Source organism: Streptomyces sp. NPDC048825 (assembly GCF_043198355.1).
GTDB lineage: Bacteria > Actinomycetota > Actinomycetes > Streptomycetales > Streptomycetaceae > Streptomyces > Streptomyces xiangluensis.
In genome coordinates this window covers 420814-441812 of the sequence record NZ_JBICUR010000001.1, presented here as the reverse complement: position 1 = coordinate 441812, position 20999 = coordinate 420814, and the positions used below count along the sequence as shown (strand labels likewise).

Genomic DNA, 20999 nt, shown 5'->3' with positions numbered 1-20999 from the left:
AGGGCGCGCGATGGTTCTGGGACTGATGTTGACGACGCCTCGTTCGGCCGGCGGTCTCGTGTGGGCGGGGCCCCGGCTGCTCGCGCGGGGTGCCGCACCCGCGGTGGGCGCGGTCGCCGCAGCCGTGGCGGGGACGGCGCGGGCCGGCGTGCGGAGCGCGGACTCCGCGGTGCGGGTCGCGCGCGTCGCCCGCAACGCGCTGCCCGGCGGCACGCCCCACTGGCGGTCGGGGACGCGGGCGCACCTCGCGCTGCGGCCGTCCGCGGCGGAACGGGTGCGAGGGGAAGACGGGACGGAGCACAGGGCACGACGGGTGGCCGCCGCACTGGCGGAACGGCCGGACGTGGCGGTCGCGTACTGGGACGGCGGACTGGCGCGGTTGGTGGTGGTCGCCACCGAGGAGGCGCTCACCGACCGGGTGGTGGAGAAGGCGACCGATCTCGCGGCCCGGCACGGACTCGCTTCGTCGGACGAGTCGGTGGAGGAGTTCACGCATCCGGGCGACCCGTCCGGAGTACGAGCCGCCGCGGCGGCGGTCGCCGTCGACGCCGTGGGCGCCGGAGCCGCGCTGATCGCGAACGCCCTGCGCCTGCCGCCCTCACCCCGGCTGGTGACCGCGGCGGTGACGCTGCTGCGCGAGAACCCGCGATTCCGTGGCCTGCTGCGCGCCCGGCTCGGCCGCTCCCGCATGGACATGGTGCTGGCCGCGGCGAACGCGGCCGCCCACGGCGCGGGCCAGACGCCGACCTCTCTGCTGCTCGACGGGGCCCTGCGCGCCTGCCAGCTGGCGGAGACGGTGGCGCGCCTGGCCGCCTTCGACACGGTCCACGACCAGGTGTGCACACCGGACCGGATCAGCGCGGCGGCCGACCACATTCCACGCCCACCGCTGCGCAGCTCCCCGGCCCAGGAGTACGCCGCCCACGCCTCCACCGGCAGCGTGCTGGGCGCGGCGGCGACGCTGCTGGTCAAGCACGACGGTGCGGAGGCGGCGGAAGCGGTCCTCGCGGGCTCACCCAAGGCCGCGCGGTACGGGCCTGCCGCCTTCCACGCCGTGCTGAGCGGCGCGCTGTCCCGCACGGGCGTGTTGGTGCGCGACACGGAGCGGCTGCGGCAGCTGGAGATGGCGGACACGGTCGTCCTGCATCCGAGCGCGCTGCGCACTCCGGGCGCGGGGCCGGATCCGTGGGTCGAGACCGTACTGGACGCGGCTCGGCGCGCAGGGCTGCGTGTCGTGGTGGTGGACGATCCCGCGGATCCCGCGCTGAGCGAGTTCACGAGCCTTGCCGACCAAGTCGTTCCCGATGACCGCCCGTTGAGCGAGGTGGTGAACGGACTGCGCGACGGGGACGGGACCGTCGTCACGGTCGCCCGGCTGCTGTCGGCCGACGACAGCGACGTACTGTCCGGGCTGCTCAGTGGTGACATGGCCGTCGCCCTCGCGGACCAGGAGGGCGCGGTCGTATGGGGCGCGGACGTCGTGGCCCTGCACGGTCTGGCCGACGTCTGGCGGCTGCTGACCGCCGTGCGGGCCGCCCGCGTGACCGGCCACAGGTCGCAGACCCTGGCCCGGTCCGGCGCCGCGCTGTCGGGCTTGCTCGTGGCCGTCGGCGAGCCCGGGCGGGGACGCCGCTCGCCTTTGTTGCCCGGCGTGCGGCACGCACCGGTCGACGCCGCCGCGGCGGTGGCCCTGCTGTCCGGGGCGCGAGCTGCCCTGGGCGTTGCGGCGACCCGGGCCCCGCATCCACGTCCGCGGGTGGCCTGGCATGCGCTGGAACCGGCGGACGTCCTCTCCCGGCTGGAGAGCGAGCCGCACCCCGACGAGAGTGCCGTCCAGCAGACGACCACCCGGGTACGCAAGGCGGCCGAAACCGTCGGCCGCCATCCCGTTCTGGCCCCGGCGCGGTGGTCGCTTCGGCTGGCCCGGGCCGTGCGCGGCGAACTGGACGATCCGCTCACCCCGGTCCTGGCGGTCGGCTCGGCCGCCTCGGCCATCCTCGGCTCCGTCGTGGACGCCCTGCTGGTCGTGGGCGCGCTCGACCTGAACGCGCTGGTCGGAGGTATACAGCGGCTGCGAGCCGAGCAGGCGCTGTCCGGGCTGCTCGCGGGTCAGAAACAGAAGGCGCGTGTGACGGACGGGGCGGCGGGCGGCCCGTCCGCAGAAGCACACGTCACCCCCGCCGAAGCGCACATCGTCGACGCCGCCAAACTCGCCCCCGGCGACGTGATCGAGCTCCAGTCGGACGATGTCGTGCCCGCCGACGCCCGCCTCCTGTGGGAGGACGGACTGGAGGTGGACGAGTCCGCGCTGACCGGCGAGTCCCTGCCGTCGGACAAGCGGACGGACGCGACCCCGCGAGCTCCTGTGCCCGACCGCTGCTGCATGGTGTTCGAGGGCACGACCGTGGTGGCCGGACATGCCCAGGCCGTCGTGGTGGACACCGGTGACCGCACCGAGGCCGCCCGGGCTGTCTCCCTCGCCGCCCGGACGCCGCCGGCCGGCGGCGTGCAGGCCAGGCTTCAGGAACTCACCCGCAAGGCGCTGCCGTTGACGCTGGCGGGCGGCGCCGCGGTGACGGGTCTGTCGCTGTTGCGCGGCACGCCGATACGCCAGGCGGTGAGCGGCGGTGTGGCGGTGGCCGTGGCCGCCGTACCCGAAGGCCTGCCGTTGGTGGCCACGGTCGCGCAGCTGGCCGCCGCCCGGCGGCTGAGCCGCCGCGGCGTCCTCGTCCGCACCCCGCGCACGCTGGAGGCGCTGGGCCGCATGGACACGATCTGCTTCGACAAGACGGGCACCCTCACCGAGAACCGGCTACGGCTGGTGCGGGTGACCGACGCCGACGGCACGGTCCACAACGTGGGCGAGGCGGAGTCCGGGCGTACGCTGCGCGACGCCGCGCGTGCCTGCCCCCGTCTGAACGGCGACTCCGCCCGGCCGGCGCACGCCACCGATGAGGCGGTCCTGGACGCGGCCGGTCCGGACCCGGACTGGACACAGACCGAGGGCCGCCCGTTCGAGGCCGCCCGCGGCTACGCCGCCTCCGTCGGCCGGAGCGCGGACGGCACACCGGTGCTCGTGGTCAAGGGCGCCCCGGAGACCCTCCTGCCCGCGTGCCGCGACCTCCCGGACCACGCGTCCGACGCGGCCCAGTCGCTGGCCCGCGACGGACTGCGTGTGCTGGCGGTGGCCGGGCGCCGACTGGAGGAGGGCGAGGAGGCGACGGACGTACTCGAAGAGCCCCTCAGCGAGCTGGAGTTCACCGGCCTGCTCGCGCTGGCGGACGTACCGCGCGACACGTCCACGGCCCTCGTGCACGGTCTGCGCAACGCGGGCGTACGACCGGTCATGCTGACCGGCGACCACCCGCAGACCGCTCGCGCGATCGCCGCCGACCTGGGTTGGCCGGACGACATGACCGTCGTCACGGGCGACGAGCTGGCGGCCGCGGACCGATCGGCACGGGCCCGGATGCTGCGCGACGCGAGCGTGGTGGCCCGCGTCGCGCCGGAGCAGAAGCTCCAGGTCATCGAGGCGTTGCGGGACGCGGGCCGGGTCGTCGGGATGGTCGGCGACGGCGCCAACGACGCCGCGGCCATCCGCGCCGCCGACATCGGCGTGGGCATCAGCGCCCGTGGCTCGGCTGCCGCCCGCAACGCGGCCGACATCGTCCTCACCGACGACGACCTGACGGTCCTCGTCGAGGCCGTCACCGAAGGCCGTGCCCTGTGGCACAGCGTCGCCGACGCCATCGCCATCCTGATCGGCGGCAACGCGGGGGAGGTCGGTTTCGGCATCCTCGGCTCCGTCCTGTCGGGCTCCGCTCCTCTCTCCACCCGCCAGATGCTGCTGGTGAACCTGTTCACGGACCTGTTCCCGGCGATGGCGGTGGCGGTGACCCCGCAGAAGAAGGCCGCTGGAGCGGAGGAGGACGGCACGGCACCGGGGGAGGGGGAGGCCGGCGCCGATCCGGGCACCGAGCCTCTCGGTACGTCGCTCCTCGGCGCGCCACTGATCCGCCAGATCCGCCACCGCGCCCTGACCACGTGCCTGGGCGCGACCACGGCCTGGCTCATCGGCCGCTTCACCCCGGGTACGGCGCGCCGCTCCACGACCATGGCCCTGTGCAGCGTGGTCGGCACCCAGCTCGCCCAGACCCTCACCGACCGCCGCGACAGTCCTCTGGTCCGCATCACGTCCCTCGGCTCGGCTGCCGCCCTCGTGGCCCTGATCCAGACGCCCGGCGCCAGCCATTTCTTCGGCTGCACGCCGCTGGGCCCGGTCGCCTGGGGCGGCGTCGTCGTGTCGATAGCACTCGCAGTGCTGGGGCAACGGGCCGTGCCGCGGCTCGAAAAGGCGGTCCTCCAGTACGGGCCGTCCGGCGAGGCGTGGAGGACGTGGGCAAGGGTGACAAGGGCTGTCCCCGCTGCCGTCCAAGGCCAGGGACACCGTGGTTGATGCGGTCGGGCTCGGGCTTCGTATGCTCAGGGCATGACCGAGACGCTTGATCCCGAGGACCGCAAGATCGTCACCCTGGCTCGTTCCGCTCGGGCCCGCAACGGTGTGCCCGAAGGGGCGGCCGTACGAGACGAGACCGGCCGTACGTACGTCGCCGGAACCGTCGACCTGGCCTCCCTGCGGCTCACCGCTCTGCAGACCGCGGTGGCGATGGCCGTGGCGTCGGGGGCGAAGTCGTTGGAGGCGGCCGCGGTGGTGAGCGAGGCCGAATCCTTGGCGGACGGCGACCTGGCGGCTGTGCGGGACCTTGGCGGGGCCACTACGCCGGTGTTCCTGGCGGGGGTGGACGGGGCGGTGCGGGTGTCTGCGACGGCTGGGTGAGGGGTTTCTTTCCCCGAGCCCGCCCCGTCCCGAAGCCAGGGCCTTCGCCCCTGGACCCCGCCGGGCGCGGAGCCCCCGCCCTCAGAATCCCAGCTTCCGCAGCTGCCGAGGATCCCGCTGCCAGTCCTTCGCGACCTTCACGTGGAGGTCGAGGAAGACCGGTGTGCCCAGAAGCGCCTCGATCTGCTTGCGGGACTTGATGCCGACTTCCTTCAGGCGCTTGCCCTTCGGGCCGATGATGATGCCCTTCTGGCTGGGGCGCTCGATGTAGACGAAGGCGTGGATGTCGAGGAGGGGGCGGTCGGCGGGGCGGTCCTCGCGGGGGAGCATCTCCTCGACCACGACCGCGATGGAGTGGGGCAGCTCGTCGCGTACGCCCTCCAGGGCGGCCTCGCGGATCAGTTCGGCCACCATGACCTGTTCGGGCTCGTCCGTGAGGTCGCCCTCGGGGTAGAGGGCGGGACCTTCCGGCAGGAGCGGGACGAGGAGGTTGGCCAGCAGGTCGACCTGCTTGTCGGCGACCGCCGACACCGGGACGATCTCCGCCCACTCGAAGCCGAGCTCCTTGCCGAGCTGGTCGATGGCGATGAGCTGCTCGGCGAGGGCCTTGCCCTCCACCAGGTCGGTCTTCGTCACGATCGCGATCTTCGGCGTCTTCTTGATGGACGCCAGTTCCTTGGCGATGAAACGGTCGCCGGGCCCCAGTTTCTCGTTCGCCGGCAGACAGAAGCCGATCACGTCGACCTCGGCCCAGGTGGTCCGTACGACGTCGTTGAGCCGCTCGCCGAGCAGCGTGCGCGGCTTGTGCAGACCGGGGGTGTCGACCAGGATCAGCTGCGCGTCCGGCCGGTGCACGATGCCCCGTACCGTGTGCCGCGTGGTCTGCGGCTGGTTCGCGGTGATCGCCACCTTCTGGCCGACCAGAGCGTTCGTGAGGGTGGACTTGCCCGCGTTCGGGCGGCCCACGAAGCAGGCGAAGCCGGCGCGATGGATGGCCCCCGAGGATTCCGGCGGCTCGGAGGACTGGGTACGAACGCTCATGGCGCCCATTGTCCCTGATCATCGGAGTCCCGCAGCACGTGCTCACGTTCGCATGCCCGGACCTTCACGTCGGGACCCTCACGGACCTTACGGTGCACGCCGCGACCACTTACGATCACGGGTTCATGAAGCTCATCACCGCGATCATCAAGCCGTACCGCCTCGACGAGGTCAAGAACGCGCTCCAGGAAATGGGCGTCCACGGGCTGACCGTCACGGAGGCCAGCGGCTACGGGCGTCAGCGCGGGCACACCGAGGTGTACCGCGGGGCCGAGTACCAGGTCGACCTCGTCCCCAAGATCCGTATCGAGGTCGTCGTCGACGATGCGAACGCGGACGCCGTCACTGACACGATCGTCAAGGCGGCGCGGACGGGGAAGATCGGCGACGGCAAGGTGTGGGCGCTGCCGGTGGAGACGGTGGTGCGGGTACGGACGGGGGAGCGCGGCCCGGATGCGCTCTGAAGCGTCGCGTCGGCATCCCGTCGCCGGATGATCGATGCCGGCTGACCGGCGCCGGCTGATCGGTGCCGTCTGCGCGCGGACGGCACCGATCACCACGTACGGAGTTGTGCGGGGCGTACGGAGCTTGCTGTGGCGCTTTGGGCTTACTCGAACACGAACGGGCCCGGCGACTGCGGTCCCTGGGCGGTGCACGTGACGCTGATCCCGAGGACCACCAGGTCCAGGGAGCCGCCGTTCGCCTCAAGGCTGTCCCCGGCGGCGACGGTGCCGGTCAGGGGCCCGACCGTGACCCCCTCACCGGCGGCTATCGCGGGGTTCTCGGTGCCGGTGAACGCGGTGGTGCCGCCGCTCGCCTTCACCATGGTGAGCGAGGCCTGGATGGAGTCCTCGCCGAGGGCGATCGGCGCGGTGATGTCGGTGGAGCTGACGGTGATGGTGGCGGAGGTGCCGCTCTGGGTGGCGGTGAGGGTGGCCTCGCCGCCGCCGAGGAGGCTGCAGTTCGCGTTGATGGTCGCCGACTGCGGGACCACCGCGGCGGCGCTGGGGGCCAGGACGAAGCCCGTCATGGCGAGGGTGCCGGCCGCGACGGCCGCGCCGATTCCGATCCGCTTGCGTCTCATGAATTCCCTTTCCTCGGTGGGGAGTTGCCATGTGGGAACGGTTGACGGACCGCCCACGGGTGGGGGCGCGGAAATGCTCCGCGAGTCAGATCTGACGGTCCGTCGGAAAGAGTCGAGGTCTATTGAGGCCTGGGTGGCGTGTGTTGGCAAGAGAAGCGGAAGTGATTCTTCTGATGGTTGGAGGAAGTGGCCGAAGGCGGTTGATGGTGGCCCGAAAACGGCTCTGTCTCAGGGTTGTGTGCGCAGTGCGTCCCGCAGCCACCCGTACGACGCCTTCGGTGTCCGCTCCAGCGTGTCGTAGTCGACGTGGACCAGCCCGAACCGGCGTGCGTAGCCCTCCGCCCACTCGAAGTTGTCCAGCAGCGACCACACGAAGTACCCGCGTACGTCGACGCCCGCCTCCAGCGCCCGGTGCAGCGCCCGGAGATGGCCGTCCAGGAACGCGATCCGCTCCTGGTCGTCGATCCCCTCGTACGAGCAGCCGTTCTCGGTGATGACGATCGGCGGGAGGCGGTCGCCGTAGCGGTCACGGAAGCTCGTCAGCAGCTCCGTCAGCCCCTCCGGGATCACGGGCCAGCCGAAGTCGGTGACCGGATACCCCTCGATCTCCCTTACAGAGAAGGGGAGTTCGGCCGGAAGCGTGAAGCCGCCGAACTCGATGTCGGTGTCCTGAGGCGCGCCCACCCTTGTCGGGGCGTAGTAGTTGATCCCGTACCAGTCCAGCGGCTCGGTGATCACCTTCAGGTCGGCGTCGACGTCCCCGGGCATCAACTCGCCCAGCCCTTCCGGGTATTGGCCCCGCAGTAGCGGGTCCGCGAAGAGCCGGTTCAGCAGTACGTCGTAGAAACCGGCCGCCTCCACATCGGCCGCCTCGTCGGACGCGGGCCAGGTCGGTCCGTGCGAATTGGCGATCCCGATGTCCGTGACTCCGGCCGCGCGCAGGGCTCGTACGGCCAGACCGTGGGCCAACAGCTGGTGGTGAGCGGCGGGGAGTGCGTCGAACATCAGTTGCTTGCCGGGTGCGTGGGTGCCGAGGGCGTGGCCGAACAGGGTGTGCTCGGCGGGCTCGTTGAGGGTGATCCACTTGCCGATGCGGTCACCGAGGCGTTCGGCGACGACGGCCGCGTACTCGGCGAAACGCTCGGCGGTCTCGCGTCGCAGCCAGCCGCCCTCCGTTTCCACGGAGAGCGGCAGGTCCCAGTGGAAGAGGGTCGGAACGGGACGTACGCCCGCTGCCGCCAGCTCGTCCACCAGGCGGTCGTAGAAGTCGAGGCCGCCGGGGGACTGTACGCGTGGCCAGGAGATCGAGAAGCGGTACGCTCCCACGCCAAGGTCGCGCAGGAGGGCCACGTCCTCGGGGTAGCGGTGGTAGTGGTCGCAGGCCACCGCGGCCGTCGAGCCGTCCTTCACCCGGCCCGGTTCGGCGGTGAAGGCGTCCCAGACGGAGGGCTCGCGTTCGTCCGCTGCGCCCTCGATCTGGTGGGCCGAGGTGGATACGCCCCAGAGGAAGTCGCTCGGGAACTGAGGTATCGGGTTCGTCCCGCCGCGCGCGTCAGTTGCCATGCACCGGATCATCCTTACCGCCGGTAACAGATGTCAACGGCCCGGCGTGAACTGGCGTTCGGCTTCGGGGGGCACCTCAGGGGAGGGGTGGGTCCGTGCATGGGCGCCTGCGGGTTCGTTGTGGCTGGTCGCGCCCACGCGGCGGAGCCGCATATGTCACAGCCCCGCGCCCCTTCCGGGGCGCTCCCCTGAACCCTTGCTTTCTACGCTCCCTCTTTCAGCACCCTTGAAATCAGCTTTCGTTGCTCCTCCGTCAGTCGGGGATCCGAGCAGTACACCGTCTTTCCGTCGACGGTGAGCTGGTAGCTGAAGCCGTCCGGGACGCCGATCGGGGGTGTCTGGCGAGCGGCGGCGACGGCCTGCTTGGCCAGGTCGTGCCACTCCTGGGCATCGGCCCGTCCCGCCGTCTCCACCGAGGCGTGACGGTCGATGCCCGCGAATCCACCCGTGCGCTTCACCTGGATACGCATGGTTCCTGTCTAGTACGAAAGCGTCCGCCGGGCCACTCCTGGGCCGCGGCCTCACGCCCCGCGCTCAGGCCGTGGGCACCCCGACCCGCTCCCACGCCTTCGTGACGGCCTGGAGTTCCTCGCCCTCGCCGTACGCGGTGCGGGCCTGTGCGATGGTCAGGGTCGCGAAGTCGGAGAAGTTCGCCTTCGAGTCGAGCTCGCCGCCGGTCAGCACGTCGTACCAGATCTGTCCCGCACGCTCCCAGGCGTTGCCGCCGAGGGTGGTCGCGGCGAGGTAGAAGGCGTGGTTGGGGATGCCGGAGTTGATGTGGACGCCGCCGTTGTCGCGGCCCGTCTGCACGTAGTCGTCCATCGTCGCGGGCTGCGGGTCCTTGCCGAGGACGTCGTCGTCGTACGCCGTGCCCGGCTCCTTCATGGAGCGCAGCGCCTTGCCGGTGACGCGCGGAGCGAGCAGGCCCGCGCCGATCAGCCAGTCGGCCTCGGCGGCGGTCTGGCCGAGGGTGTACTGCTTGATCAGCGAGCCGAAGACGTCCGACATCGATTCGTTCAGGGCGCCTGGCTGGCCGAAGTATGTGAGGTTCGCGGTGTACTGCGTGACGCCGTGGGCGAGTTCATGGCCGATGACGTCGACGGGGATCGTGAAGTCGAGGAAGATCTCGCCGTCACCGTCGCCGAAGACCATCTGCTCGCCGTTCCAGAAGGCGTTGTTGTACTCCTCGCCGAAGTGCACGGTTGCGCTCAGCGGCAGGCCCTCGCCGTTGATCGAGTTCCGCTCGTACGCCTTCAGGAACAGGTCGAAGGTCGCGCCCAGGCCGGCGTACGCGCGGTTGACCGTGGCGTCCTTGCCGGGCTTGTCGCCCTCGCCGCGGACCTTTTTGCCGGGGAGGTCCTGCTTGTGTTTGGCGTCGTAGATGGTGCGGTCCGGCCGGCCGGCAGCGCCCTTGGGGGCGGCGACGGCCGGAGCGCCGAGGACCGTGGTCAGGCGGCGGTGGGTGCGCTCCAGGGCGTCGCGCTCCAGAGTGCGGCGTGCGGGGCCCGCGAGGGCGGGGTCCTCGGACCGGGCCAGGGTGTCCAGGACGTGGGGCGGCACGATGGTGCAGAAGGTGGGCTCGAAGCCGGGGTTCGCGGTCATGACCGCACCTTCGCACTGGGTTATTTGTCTGTCACCAGGCGCAACCATGATTGGTGAAATGTGGGGATTGGGGCGCCGTGGGGATTACCTGCTGTGTTATGGCTGCGGGTCCGTCGTGGCTTGCGCGCCCACGCGGCGGAGCCGCATATGTCACAGCCCCGCACCCCTGAAGCGGCGGTTTCAGTGGCCCCTTGTGACCTTGTGCACCTTTTATGCCGGAATCCTCCATGGTCCCGCATACTGATACGAACCCTCGCTCGAAGCCAAGCTCCGCTAGCATGCCGAACATCATGCGTTTCGGGCTGCTTCTCCTTAGCTGCCGCGGCGAGGGCCTGTAGTCGAGGCCGACCCCCTCCCCGCGGAGTCTGGCGTTGCGCCGTCGGCCGTCCTTCCGGACACCTTCCAGGAGCCCACGCATTATGGCGAACAGCCAGAACCGCCCGAACCGCCAGCAGCCCACCTCCATGCCGATCCACAAGTACCGGCCGTACGACCAGGTCGACATCTCCGACCGCACATGGCCGGACAACCGGATCACCGTCGCCCCCCGCTGGCTCTCCACGGACCTGCGCGACGGCAACCAGGCCCTGATCGACCCCATGTCGCCCGCCCGCAAGCGCGAGATGTTCGATCTGCTGGTGAAGATGGGCTACAAGGAGATCGAGGTCGGGTTCCCCGCCTCCGGGCAGACCGACTTCGACTTCGTGCGGTCGATCATCGAGGAAGAGGGCGCGATCCCCGATGACGTCACGATCTCCGTACTGACCCAGGCCCGCGAAGACCTGATCGAGCGGACCGTCGAGTCGCTGGTCGGCGCCAAGCGCGCCACCGTGCACCTGTACAACGCCACGGCGCCCGTGTTCCGCCGGGTCGTCTTCCGCGGCTCGAAGGACCAGATCAAGCAGATCGCGGTCGACGGTACGCGGCTGGTCATGGAGTACGCCGAGAAGCTGCTGGACGAGCGGACGACCTTCGGCTACCAGTACAGCCCCGAGATCTTCACTGACACCGAGCTGGACTTCGCCCTGGAAGTCTGCGAGGCCGTCATGGACGTCTGGCAGCCCGGCCCGGATCGTGAGATCATCCTCAACCTGCCCGCCACCGTGGAGCGTTCGACCCCCTCCACGCACGCGGACCGCTTCGAGTGGATGTCGCGCAACCTGTCGCGCCGCGAGTACGTCTGTCTGTCCGTCCACCCGCACAACGACCGCGGTACGGCGGTCGCGGCGGCCGAACTGGCACTGATGGCCGGCGCCGACCGCATCGAGGGCTGCCTGTTCGGGCAGGGCGAGCGCACCGGCAACGTCGACCTGGTCACCCTGGGCATGAACCTGTTCTCGCAGGGCGTCGACCCGCAGATCGACTTCTCGAACATCGACGAGGTCCGCCGCACCGCCGAGTACTGCAACCAGATGGAGGTCCACGCCCGCCACCCGTACGTCGGCGACCTCGTCTACACCTCCTTCTCCGGCTCCCACCAGGACGCCATCAAGAAGGGCTTCGACGCCATGGAGGCGTCCGCGAAGGAGCAGGGCAAGACGGTCGACGACATCGAGTGGGCGGTTCCGTACCTGCCCATCGACCCCAAGGACGTCGGCCGCTCGTACGAGGCGGTCATCCGCGTCAACTCGCAGTCCGGCAAGGGCGGAATCGCGTACGTCCTGAAGAACGACCACAAGCTGGACCTGCCGCGCCGGATGCAGATCGAGTTCTCGAAGATCATCCAGGCGAAGACGGACGCCGAGGGCGGCGAGGTCACCCCGAAGGACATCTGGGCGACCTTCCAGGACGAGTACCTGCCGAACCCCCAGAACGCCTGGGGCCGCATCCAGCTGAAGAACGGCCAGTCCACCACCGACAAGGACGGTGTGGACACGCTGACCGTCGAGGCCGAGGTGGACGGCACCGAGACCACCCTGGTGGGTACGGGCAACGGCCCGATCTCCGCGTTCTTCCACGCGCTGCAGGGCATCGGCGTCGACGCCCGGCTGCTGGACTACCAAGAACACACGATGAGCGAGGGTGCCTCCGCGCAGGCCGCCTCGTACATCGAGGTCGCGATCGGCGACAAGGTGCTGTGGGGGATCGGCATCGACGCGAATACGACACGCGCCTCGCTGAAGGCGGTCGTCTCCGCGGTCAACCGCGCGACGCGATAAGCCCGTTCACCTGCTTTTCTCCGGCCCCGTCCGCCACCTCGGCGGGCGGGGTCGCGGCGCGATAACCGGCCATGTCGCCGAGTGACCTCGTACGGGGTACTGACTCCACGTCGACGATGTGGCTAACATCACGCCAGCGCGGCGATGGTGCCGCGGGGTCAGGGAGGTGCGACGTGCTGCCAGGATGGGGACGAAACGGCCGGTTTGTCCGCGCTCGCGCGCTCGGCGTTTCCCGCGTCCTGGGGACCCGTACCGCGTGGACCACGGTCGGTGACGGCGAGTTCTTCTGCCCCGGCTGCGGAGGCGACCGCAACTACCAGCGCCTCGCAGGCCGCCGCCGCTTCACCCTGCTCGGCATGCCGGTCCTGCCGCGCGGCGCCACCGGACCCGTCGTGGAGTGCGCCGCCTGCCGCCACCACTTCGGCGCGGACGTCCTCGACCACCCCACCACCACCCGCTTCTCCGCCATGCTGCGCGACGCCGTCCACACCGTCGCGCTCGCGATCCTGGCCGCGGGCGGCACCTGCTCCCGTACGTCCCTGGAGACAGCCGCCGACGCCGTACGCGCGGCCGGCTTCGAGGACTGCACCGAGGACCAGCTCGCCGCGCTCGTCGAAGCCCTCGCCGCCGACACCGGCCGCGTCCACGGCGAGCCCTGCGGACCGGGCCTGGCCATAGAGCTCCACGAGGCGCTGGACCCGCTGGCCCCGCACCTTGCCCCCGCCGGCCGCGAGTCGATCCTCCTCCAGGGCGCCCGCATCGCCCTCGCCGACGGCCCGTACACCCCCGCCGAGCGTGATGCTCTCGCGACCGTGGGCGGGGCGCTGACGATCTGCTCGGACGATGTGACGAGGCTGCTGGCTGCGGCGCGTACGCCGTCGTAAGGGGCAAGACCGTGCGGGGCGGGCGCAAGGCAGGCGGCACGGACGCCCTCGTACGCCGACGGCGCTACTCCCCGGGGAGTAATCCGCCCCCTCAGTCACCCCCGGCAGTACCCACGAAGTCGCCCTGACGCGCGACGATTCCGGCCCTTCCCGCCGGGAGTCTGGTGGATGTCCAGACACCCGTCCAAGGGAGGGGGACCCCGCCATGGGGCCCGGAAAGACAACCACGCGTATGCGGCGACGAGCCGTGCCCTGGGTGCTGCTCGGGCTCTGGGTGGCCGTGCTCGCCTTGACCTCGCCGTTCGCGTCCAAGCTGTCCGATGTGCAGCAGGACCGAGCCGTCGACTATCTGCCGGCGAGCGCGGACTCCACCCAAGTCGCCAAGATCCAGGAGCAGTTGCCCGGCGGCGAGACCACCGAGCTGGTGCTCGTCTACCACCGGGACGGCGGGCTGACCACCACCGACCGCGAGACGGCGGCCCAGCAGGTCGAGGAGATCGCGGGCGCGGGCCGGCTGACCGCGACGCCCAAGGGGGTGCCGTCCGAGGACGGGACCACCTTGATGTACCCCGTCGCCAGCAACGAGCCGGGCATCGACGAGAAACTCCGGGACGAGTTCGTCAACGACGTACGCGATGTCGCCCAGGGGGATGGCGGGCTGAGCGTCGAGGTGGGCGGCCCGGGGGCGCTGGCCACCGACGCGGGCGAGGTGTATGACTCGCTCGACGGGCCGCTGCTCTACACCACCGTCGGCGTGGTCGCGATCCTGCTGATCCTCATCTACCGCAGCCCGCTGCTGTGGCTCGTTCCGCTCGCCGTCGCGGGCGTCGCCAACTACCTCTCGATGGGCGTCGCGTACGGCCTCAACTCGGCGTTCGGCACGACCATCTCCGGCCAGAGCGCGGGCATCATGACGATCCTCGTGTTCGGCGCGGGCACGGACTACGCGCTGTTGCTGATCGCCCGCTACCGGGAGGAACTGCGGCGCATCGAGCGGCCGTACGACGCCATGCGGGCCGCTCTGCGCGGCTGCGGCCCTGCCGTTCTCGCCTCGTCCGGCACGGTCGCCGCCGGACTGCTGTGCCTGCTCGCCGCCGACCTCAACAGCAGCCGCGGTATGGGGCCGCTGGGAACCGTCGGCGTCCTGTGCGCGCTCCTCGCCATGCTGACGCTGCTGCCCGCGCTCCTCGTGCTGCTGGGCCGCCGGGTGTTCTGGCCGCTGGTGCCCGCGTTCGGGAGCCGGCCGAAGGAGCGCAGGTCGCTGTTCACCGCCATGGGCAGCTCCGCGGGGCGTCGGCCGCTGGCCGTGCTCGCGGGCGGTGTGGTCCTGCTCGGCGCGCTCGCGACGGGCATGCTGAACCTGCCCGGAGCGGTCAAGCAGGAGGACTCCTTCGTCGACAAGCCGGAAGCGGTCGTCGCGATGGAGACGCTCGCCGCCGCCTACCCCGAGCGGAGCAGCCAGCCGATCAATGTGATCACGCCCAGCGGCCAGGTCGACGACACCCTCGCCAAGGTGCGTGAGCATGACGGCGTCGCAAGCGCCGAGCGGGGACGCAGCGGGGACGGCTGGACGGAGATCTCCGTGATCGCCAAGGACCCGCCCCAGTCGGCGGGCGAGACCGCGACGATCGAGTCCCTGCGCTCGGAGCTCGACGGGTCCTACCTCGGCGGTCCGAGCGCCGAACAGATCGACCTCAAGGACACCAGCGCCAGCGACACCAAAGTCGTCGTGCCGCTCGTCCTCGGCTCCGTGCTGCTGATCCTGATCGCGTTGCTGCGCAGCCTGGTCGCCCCGCTGCTGCTGGTGGCGGCCGTGGTCGCCGTGTGGGGTGCGGCGCTCGGCATCGGCGGACTGGTCTTCGGCCCGGTCTTCGGCTTCGAGGGAACCGATCCCGGACTCGGACTGCTCTCCTTCGTGTTCCTGGTCGCCCTCGGCGTCGACTACGGCATCTTCCTCATGCACCGGATGCGCGAGGAATCCCTGTCCGGCAAGGAACCCGTGGCCGCCGCGCTCACCGCGCTGCGGACGACGGGGGGCGTCATCGCCTCCGCGGGCCTCGTCCTCGCCGCGACCTTCGCCGTGCTGCTGAACATGGGCCTGCTGCAGCTGGTCGAGCTGGGCTTCGTGATCTCGGTCGGAGTGCTGCTGGACACCTTCCTCGTACGGACGTACCTGGTGACCAGCGCAAGCGTCGCCCTGCGGCGGAAGATGTGGTGGCCGGGCCGCCTGTCCCGCGAACCGGAGCCGGATCCTGACGCACAGGAGCCGCCGCGACAGCAGGAGCCTGTCGCAGTTCCGTAGACACCGCGGGCGTCCCTCCCACTGCCGGAGGGACGCCCGCCTGACGGAAGATGGAGCAGTGCCGCGTCCCCAATCCCTCATCGAGCGGGCCCTGACCGCCGTCAACCACCCTCCGGCGGTCCCCTCCCTGCGCAACGACGCGCACCTCGCCGCCGCGGTGGCCGCCCTCACCACGGTCATGGCCCTCTTCATCAAGGACGGGCGCCAGCCCGACCTCCTCGCGTGGCTGCTGCTGCTGGGCGCGAACGTCCCGCTGATCTGGCGCCGGCGCCACCCCATGACCGTGATGCTGGCCATGGTGGCCTGCGTCGTCCCGTACCACGCGCTCGACTACACCCACAGCGCCCCCGTCCCGGCGACCCTGCTCGCGCTCTACACCGTCGCCGTCGCCGGCAGCGCCCGCCGCACCCTGCTCATCGGGACCGTCCTCATCGGCACGACCCTCACCGTCAACGCGGTCACCAATCCGGACGGACTCGCCGAGATCATCCGCATCACCGGCTGGCTCATCTCCGTACTGCTCCTCGGCGGCTACATCCGCGTCCACCGCCAGTACCTCGCCTCCGCCCTGGAACGTGCCGAACGCGCCGAACGCACCCGCGAGGAGGAGGCCCGCCGCCGGGTCGCCGAGGAGCGGCTGCGCATCGCCCGCGACCTGCACGATCTGCTCGCCCACAGCATCACGCTCATCGGCGTGCAGACCTCTGTCGCCGCCCACGTACTGGCCGCCGACCCGGACCGCCTCGACCGCGAGGCCGTCGCGAAGTCGTTCGACGACATCGCCGACACCTGCCGCACCGCCCGCGGCGAACTCCGCACCACCCTCGAGGTGCTGCGCGCCGCCGAGCACGGCGACGGCCGTGGACCGCTGCCCGGCCTCGACGGCATCGCCCACCTGGCGGAGACCGCCCGCACCGCCGGGGCACGGGTCGAGTTGACCGTTCGGGCCGGCCACGCGCCGCCCGCCGTGGGCGCCGCCGCGTACCGCATCGTGCAGGAGGCGCTGACCAACTCGGTACGGCACGGGGGACCGGGGCTTTCGATCCAGGTGCACGTGTACGAGAAGGACGGCGCCCTGCACGTCTCGGTCGCCGACGACGGTACGGGGCCGTGCTCCACGGACACCCCCGGGTTCGGTCTCGTCGGGATGCGGGAGCGGGCGCGGAGTGTGGGCGGCACACTGGACGCCGGGCCGGGGGCCGCCGGGGGGTTCGAGGTGAGTGCCGTACTGCCTGAGCTGCCTGTACTGTCCGCGCCGCCCTCGTCACCCGCGCCGCCCTCCTCACCCGCACCGCCCCCGCCATCCATGCGTCCAGAAGAGGCCCGATGACCCTGATCCGTGTTCTGCTCGCCGACGATCAGACCCTCGTACGGTCCGCCTTCGCGATGCTCGTCGAGTCGGCCGGGGACATGGAAGTCGTGGGGCAGGCGGGTACCGGGCGGGAGGCTGTGGAGCTGGCCCGGTCGGAGCGGGCGGACCTCGTGGTGATGGACATCCGCATGCCCGACCTCGACGGGATCGAGGCGACCCGGCTCATCGCCGCCGACGAAGATCTTGCCGGAGTCAAGGTCCTCGTCCTGACGACGTACGACACCGACGAGCACATCGTCGAGGCGCTGCGGGCCGGAGCGTCCGGCTTTCTGGTGAAGGACACCAAGCCTGCCGAACTCCTCGACGCGATCCGTACGGTGGCCGCGGGCGAGTCGCTTCTGTCGCCCGGGCCGACCTCGCGCCTGATCGCTCGTTTCCTGCGCGCGCCGCACGCCATGGCTCCCGCGGCGGGCGGTCCCGAGGAACTCTCCGAGCGGGAGCGGCAGGTGCTGACCCTTGTCGCGCGCGGGCTCAACAACACGGAGATCGCTGAGGCGTTGGGGCTCAGTCCGCTCACGGCGAAGACACATGTCAGCCGGATCATGGGGAAGCTGGGGGCGCGGGATCGGGCGCAGCTGGTGATGGTGGCGTACGAGTCGGGGCTTGTGATACCGGGCGACGCGTAAGAGACCCCTCAACTCCTGGTCACTGCACGGGTATTGCCGTGTCTCTTGGTGCGCATTAGGTTCACCCGCGACATCCCACGTCCCATGTCCGTGCTCACTCCTGCCCAGCTCCCCCCCCGGAGGATCTGTGACCGTCCCGAGCCGCCTGATCGCCCTCGCCGCCGTCGCCGGGCTCACCGCCGGCCTCGCGTCCACCGGTACCGCGTTCGCCGCGGGGCAGCCATCGAGGGGGTGCACCTCCTCCGTCCCGTTCACGGCAGGTCAGAACGGCTACGACACGTATCGGATCCCTGCCACCATCAGGACCCGAACCGGCGCCGTGCTCGCCTTCGCCGAGGGGAGACGCAACGGCGCCGGGGACACCGGCAACATCGACGTCGTCCTCAGACGGTCCGGCGACGGCGGCTGCACATGGGGGCGCCTCTCCGTCATCACGGCCGGGCAGGGCGACACGCGCGGCAACCCAGCGCCGGTCGTCGATCCCGCCACCGGGAAGGTCGTCCTCCTCACGTCCTACAACGACGGTGCCGTGACCGAGGCGCAGATCATGCGCGGTGAGGTGACGCCCGAACAGAGCCGGCGTGTCTTCGTCCAGACGAGCCGGGACGACGGCCGGCGCTTCAGCGCACCACGTGACATCACGGACTCGGTGAAGCTGCCGAGTTGGCGGTGGTATGCCACCGGACCGGGCCACGCGGTAGCCCTCACCCGTGGCCCGCACGCCGGACGCCTCGTCATGCCCGCCAACCACTCCGCCGCCCCGCCCGCCGGTTCCACCGACACCGGCCAGGAGACCAAGTACTACGGCGCCCACGCCCTCTACAGCGACGACGGCGGCGTCACCTGGCGGCTGGGCTTCATCGACGACTCGTACGACGGCCTCGACAACTCCAACGAGAGCATCGCCGCCCAACTGCCGGACGGGCGACTGTATTTCAGCTCCCGCGATCAGCACGGCACGAGTGCCGGCAACCGTCTCGACTCCTACTCCTCCGACGGCGGCGTCACGCTGGACCGCCCATACACGGTCCAGCCCACCCTCAACGACGTCCCCGTGGTCCAGTGCAGCGTGCTCCAACTACAGGGCGCGGGTGGGGCTCTCCTCTTCTCAGGCCCTTCCGTCCCGACCGCCCGCCAATCGATGGCGATCTGGCGCAGCGCGGACGCGGGGCGCACGTTCACGAAAGCGCTGACGCTTTCCACGCAACCGGCGGCGTATTCGGACCTGGTTCAGCTGGGTGGGGACAAGGTGGGGGTTTTGTACGAGAGGGGGGTGGCGGGGCCGTACGAGGCGATCGAGTTCAGGCGGTTTGCTTTCCCCGGCTAATGGTGCGCGCCCCGTCAGGGGCGCGGGGCTGTGACATATGCGGCTCCGCCGCGGGGCGCGCGACCAGTCACGACGGCCCCGCAGCCAGGTAGGCAACCTCTCCAGGGGGCTGGTGGGCGGACCCCAGCCGGGGGTCCAGGGGCGGAGCCTCATGGCTTCGGGAAGGGGTGGGCTTGGGGAAGAAAAACCCCCTACAGCAACCCCGCCGCGGCCAAAAACTTCCCCACCCGCTCAACCTCCCCCGCCGACAACCCAACCTGCGGCTCCGCCGTGACCGGACACGCAATAACCCCCCGCAGACAGAGCGCCGCCTTAAAGGCGCCGAGCCCCGCCGCCGAACCCCCCATCCGCGCAGAGTCCCCCACCCGCACCATTCCGAACAACGCGCACAACCGCTCCTGTTCGGCCCGGGCCCGCTCCCAGTCGCCCTCCCGACAGAGCCGATAGAGCCGTACGTACCCGTGCGGATCCACATTCCCCAGCCCAGGAACGGCCCCATCCGCTCCCATCGCCAAAGCCGTGTCGACCACCAGCTCCGACCCGGTCAGCACACTGAACCCGGCCACAGCGGGATCCATACGCGCGCCCATCACAACGGCCCGAAACCCACCCTCGTCCCCGCTGGAGTCCTTCAAACCGGCCAACACCCCGTCAGCGGCCAGCTCCAGCACCAACTCCGCACTCAGCTTGGTGTGGACGGACACCGGAAGGTCGTACGCGAAGACCGGCACCGAAGACCGCGATGCGATGAGGCGGTAGTGGCGGGAGATCTCCGCCGGATGTGTCCGCGTGTAGAACGGCGCCGTGACGACCACCGCATCGGCACCCGCCTCCGTGACGTACCGGACATGATCGAGAACCCGAGGAGTCGTCATGTCGATGGCGCCCGCGAGAATGGGCAGTTGACCACCCACGTGGGCGACGACCGTCTGGACGACAAGACGACGATGACGGTCGGTCAGGTACGCGGCTTCGGACGAAGAGCCGAGGACGAAGAGCCCGTGCACCCCGCCCTCCACCAGATGATCGACAAGCTTGAGGAGCGAGGGTACGTCCACCTCGCGGTCCGGTGTCAGGGGCGTGCAGACGGGCGGAACGACACCGGTCAGCGGGGCGGAAAGGGTCATCAAGGGCTCCCTGTACTGCTGCTCTACGACTTCTCGACGGGGACATCGGCCATGGCGGTGGCCTCCGGAACCGCGGTGACGGCCTGCGCCACCAGCTCACGTGTCGACTGCTCCTCCTCCACAGGATGATGGCAGCGGAAGCGATGCCCGGGACGCGACGCGTCCGCGAAGCCGGGCATGACCTCGGCGCACCGGGAGTCGGCCTTCCAGCAGCGCGTACGGAAGGGGCAGCCGCTGGGGGGACGGGTCGCCGACGGGACGGGGCCCACCAGCGGTATCGGGTCGATCGGGTCCAGCAGACCGGGGGTCGCGGAGAACAGCGCGCGGGTGTACGGGTGCCGGGCCCGGTCCGTCACCTCGTCGGCGGGGGACTCCTCGACGATCCGCCCCAGATACATCGTGATGACGCGGTCGCTCATCCGCCGCACGGTCTGGATGTCGTGCGAGACGAAGACGAGGGCGAGTCCGAGGCGTTCCTTCAGGTCCAGGAGCAGGTTGAGGATCTGGGCGCGGACCGACACGTCCAGCGCGCTGGTCGGTTCGTCCGCCACGACCAGGTCCGGTTCGAGCGCCAACGCCCGTGCGATCGCCACGCGTTGACGCTGGCCGCCGGAGAGCTGTCCGGGGAGTCCTTCGGCCAGTACGCGCGGGAGTCCGACCAGGGACATCAGCTCCCGTACCCGTTCCTCCCGTTGCCCGCCCGTGCCCCGCCTGTGCACATCGAGCGGGTCGCGCAGGATCTGCCGTACCGTCAGGCGGCGGTTCAGGGCGGTCGACGGGTCCTGGAAGATCATGCCGGTGTGGGCGCCGACCGTGGCCCGCCGCTCGGCCGGCTTCATCGTCCACAGGTCACGGCCACGGAAGGACACCGTCCCGGACGTCGGCTTCTGCACGCCCACCAGGACCTTGGCGAGCGTCGACTTGCCGCAGCCGGACTCGCCGACGACGCCCACCGTCTCGCCGGGCGCGATGGCGAGGTCGGCGCCGGTGAGGGCGTACACGCGATCGCGCGAGAAGAGGCCGCCGGTGCGCGCCTTGTGGACGACGTGGGTGTCGGACAGGGTGATGACGGGGC

Annotated in this window: 16 protein-coding genes; 9 read left to right on the top strand and 7 right to left on the bottom strand. The window is 70.9% G+C overall.

All coding sequences use genetic code 11. The annotated features are described in order from the left end of the window. The first annotated feature begins 10 nt into the window (after window positions 1-10). Window positions 11-4456: an HAD-IC family P-type ATPase gene (locus ACGFNK_RS01990; RefSeq protein WP_393410982.1), complete on the top strand. Its 4446-nt coding sequence runs from the start codon at window positions 11-13 to the stop codon at window positions 4454-4456. A gap of 33 nt (window positions 4457-4489) precedes the next feature. Continuing rightward, window positions 4490-4837, top strand: a complete 348-nt coding sequence (locus ACGFNK_RS01985) for a cytidine deaminase (protein ID WP_393410980.1) — start codon at window positions 4490-4492, stop codon at window positions 4835-4837. Between the two features lie 81 nt (window positions 4838-4918). On the opposite strand, the gene era is transcribed toward ACGFNK_RS01985, so the two are convergent. After that, on the bottom strand, window positions 4919-5887 hold the full coding sequence (era, locus tag ACGFNK_RS01980) for a GTPase Era (RefSeq protein WP_386353346.1): 969 nt from the start codon (window positions 5885-5887) through the stop codon (window positions 4919-4921). Window positions 5888-6003: 116 nt separating this feature from the next. Between era and ACGFNK_RS01975 the strand changes: the two genes are divergently transcribed. Beyond that, window positions 6004-6342 (top strand): P-II family nitrogen regulator, encoded by a 339-nt coding sequence (locus ACGFNK_RS01975; RefSeq protein WP_393410978.1) that lies wholly within the window; start codon window positions 6004-6006, stop codon window positions 6340-6342. A 143-nt stretch (window positions 6343-6485) separates the two neighbouring features. Here the strand turns inward: ACGFNK_RS01975 and ACGFNK_RS01970 are convergent, their stop codons facing one another. The 4 genes from ACGFNK_RS01970 to ACGFNK_RS01955 form a co-directional block, all read right to left on the bottom strand. Further along, the gene (locus tag ACGFNK_RS01970) at window positions 6486-6962 is read right to left on the bottom strand and encodes a hypothetical protein (protein ID WP_393410976.1); all 477 of its coding nucleotides are present in this window, start codon (window positions 6960-6962) and stop codon (window positions 6486-6488) included. A gap of 228 nt (window positions 6963-7190) precedes the next feature. Beyond that, complete coding sequence (locus tag ACGFNK_RS01965) at window positions 7191-8537, bottom strand: GH1 family beta-glucosidase (protein WP_393410974.1); 1347 nt, start codon at window positions 8535-8537, stop codon at window positions 7191-7193. 191 nt (window positions 8538-8728) lie between these two features. Continuing rightward, window positions 8729-8995, bottom strand: coding sequence for a protealysin inhibitor emfourin (locus ACGFNK_RS01960; protein WP_388671865.1), 267 nt, complete (start codon window positions 8993-8995; stop codon window positions 8729-8731). Between the two features lie 64 nt (window positions 8996-9059). Then, complete coding sequence (locus ACGFNK_RS01955; RefSeq protein WP_393410971.1) at window positions 9060-10127, bottom strand: M4 family metallopeptidase; 1068 nt, start codon at window positions 10125-10127, stop codon at window positions 9060-9062. Window positions 10128-10546: 419 nt separating this feature from the next. Here ACGFNK_RS01955 and leuA point away from each other — a divergent pair, with 419 nt between their 5' ends. The 6 genes from leuA (at window position 10547) to ACGFNK_RS01925 (ending at window position 18797) form a co-directional block, all read left to right on the top strand. Further along, window positions 10547-12286 (top strand): 2-isopropylmalate synthase, encoded by a 1740-nt coding sequence (gene leuA, locus ACGFNK_RS01950; RefSeq protein ID WP_393410969.1) that lies wholly within the window; start codon window positions 10547-10549, stop codon window positions 12284-12286. Window positions 12287-12459: 173 nt separating this feature from the next. Continuing rightward, window positions 12460-13170: a TerB family tellurite resistance protein gene (locus ACGFNK_RS01945; RefSeq protein WP_393410967.1), complete on the top strand. Its 711-nt coding sequence runs from the start codon at window positions 12460-12462 to the stop codon at window positions 13168-13170. 205 nt (window positions 13171-13375) lie between these two features. Then, window positions 13376-15472, top strand: a complete 2097-nt coding sequence (locus ACGFNK_RS01940; protein ID WP_393410965.1) for an MMPL family transporter — start codon at window positions 13376-13378, stop codon at window positions 15470-15472. A 58-nt stretch (window positions 15473-15530) separates the two neighbouring features. Then, on the top strand, window positions 15531-16802 hold the full coding sequence (locus tag ACGFNK_RS01935; RefSeq protein WP_393410963.1) for a sensor histidine kinase: 1272 nt from the start codon (window positions 15531-15533) through the stop codon (window positions 16800-16802). Next, window positions 16799-17470 carry a response regulator gene (locus ACGFNK_RS01930; protein ID WP_393410961.1) on the top strand — a complete coding sequence of 224 codons (672 nt, stop codon included), beginning with the start codon at window positions 16799-16801 and terminating at the stop codon, window positions 17468-17470. Before ACGFNK_RS01935 ends, ACGFNK_RS01930 begins: the two co-directional genes overlap by 4 nt. Before the next feature lie 127 nt (window positions 17471-17597). Then, the gene (locus tag ACGFNK_RS01925) at window positions 17598-18797 is read left to right on the top strand and encodes an exo-alpha-sialidase (RefSeq protein WP_393410959.1); all 1200 of its coding nucleotides are present in this window, start codon (window positions 17598-17600) and stop codon (window positions 18795-18797) included. Window positions 18798-18988: 191 nt separating this feature from the next. Here ACGFNK_RS01925 and ACGFNK_RS01920 read toward each other — a convergent pair whose 3' ends face one another. Together ACGFNK_RS01920 and ACGFNK_RS01915 are read right to left on the bottom strand one after the other, a co-directional pair. After that, window positions 18989-19924 carry a dihydrodipicolinate synthase family protein gene (locus ACGFNK_RS01920; RefSeq protein ID WP_393410957.1) on the bottom strand — a complete coding sequence of 312 codons (936 nt, stop codon included), beginning with the start codon at window positions 19922-19924 and terminating at the stop codon, window positions 18989-18991. A gap of 23 nt (window positions 19925-19947) precedes the next feature. Continuing rightward, window positions 19948-20991: an oligopeptide/dipeptide ABC transporter ATP-binding protein gene (locus tag ACGFNK_RS01915; protein ID WP_393412130.1), complete on the bottom strand. Its 1044-nt coding sequence runs from the start codon at window positions 20989-20991 to the stop codon at window positions 19948-19950. Between the last annotated feature and the right edge of the window lie 8 nt (window positions 20992-20999).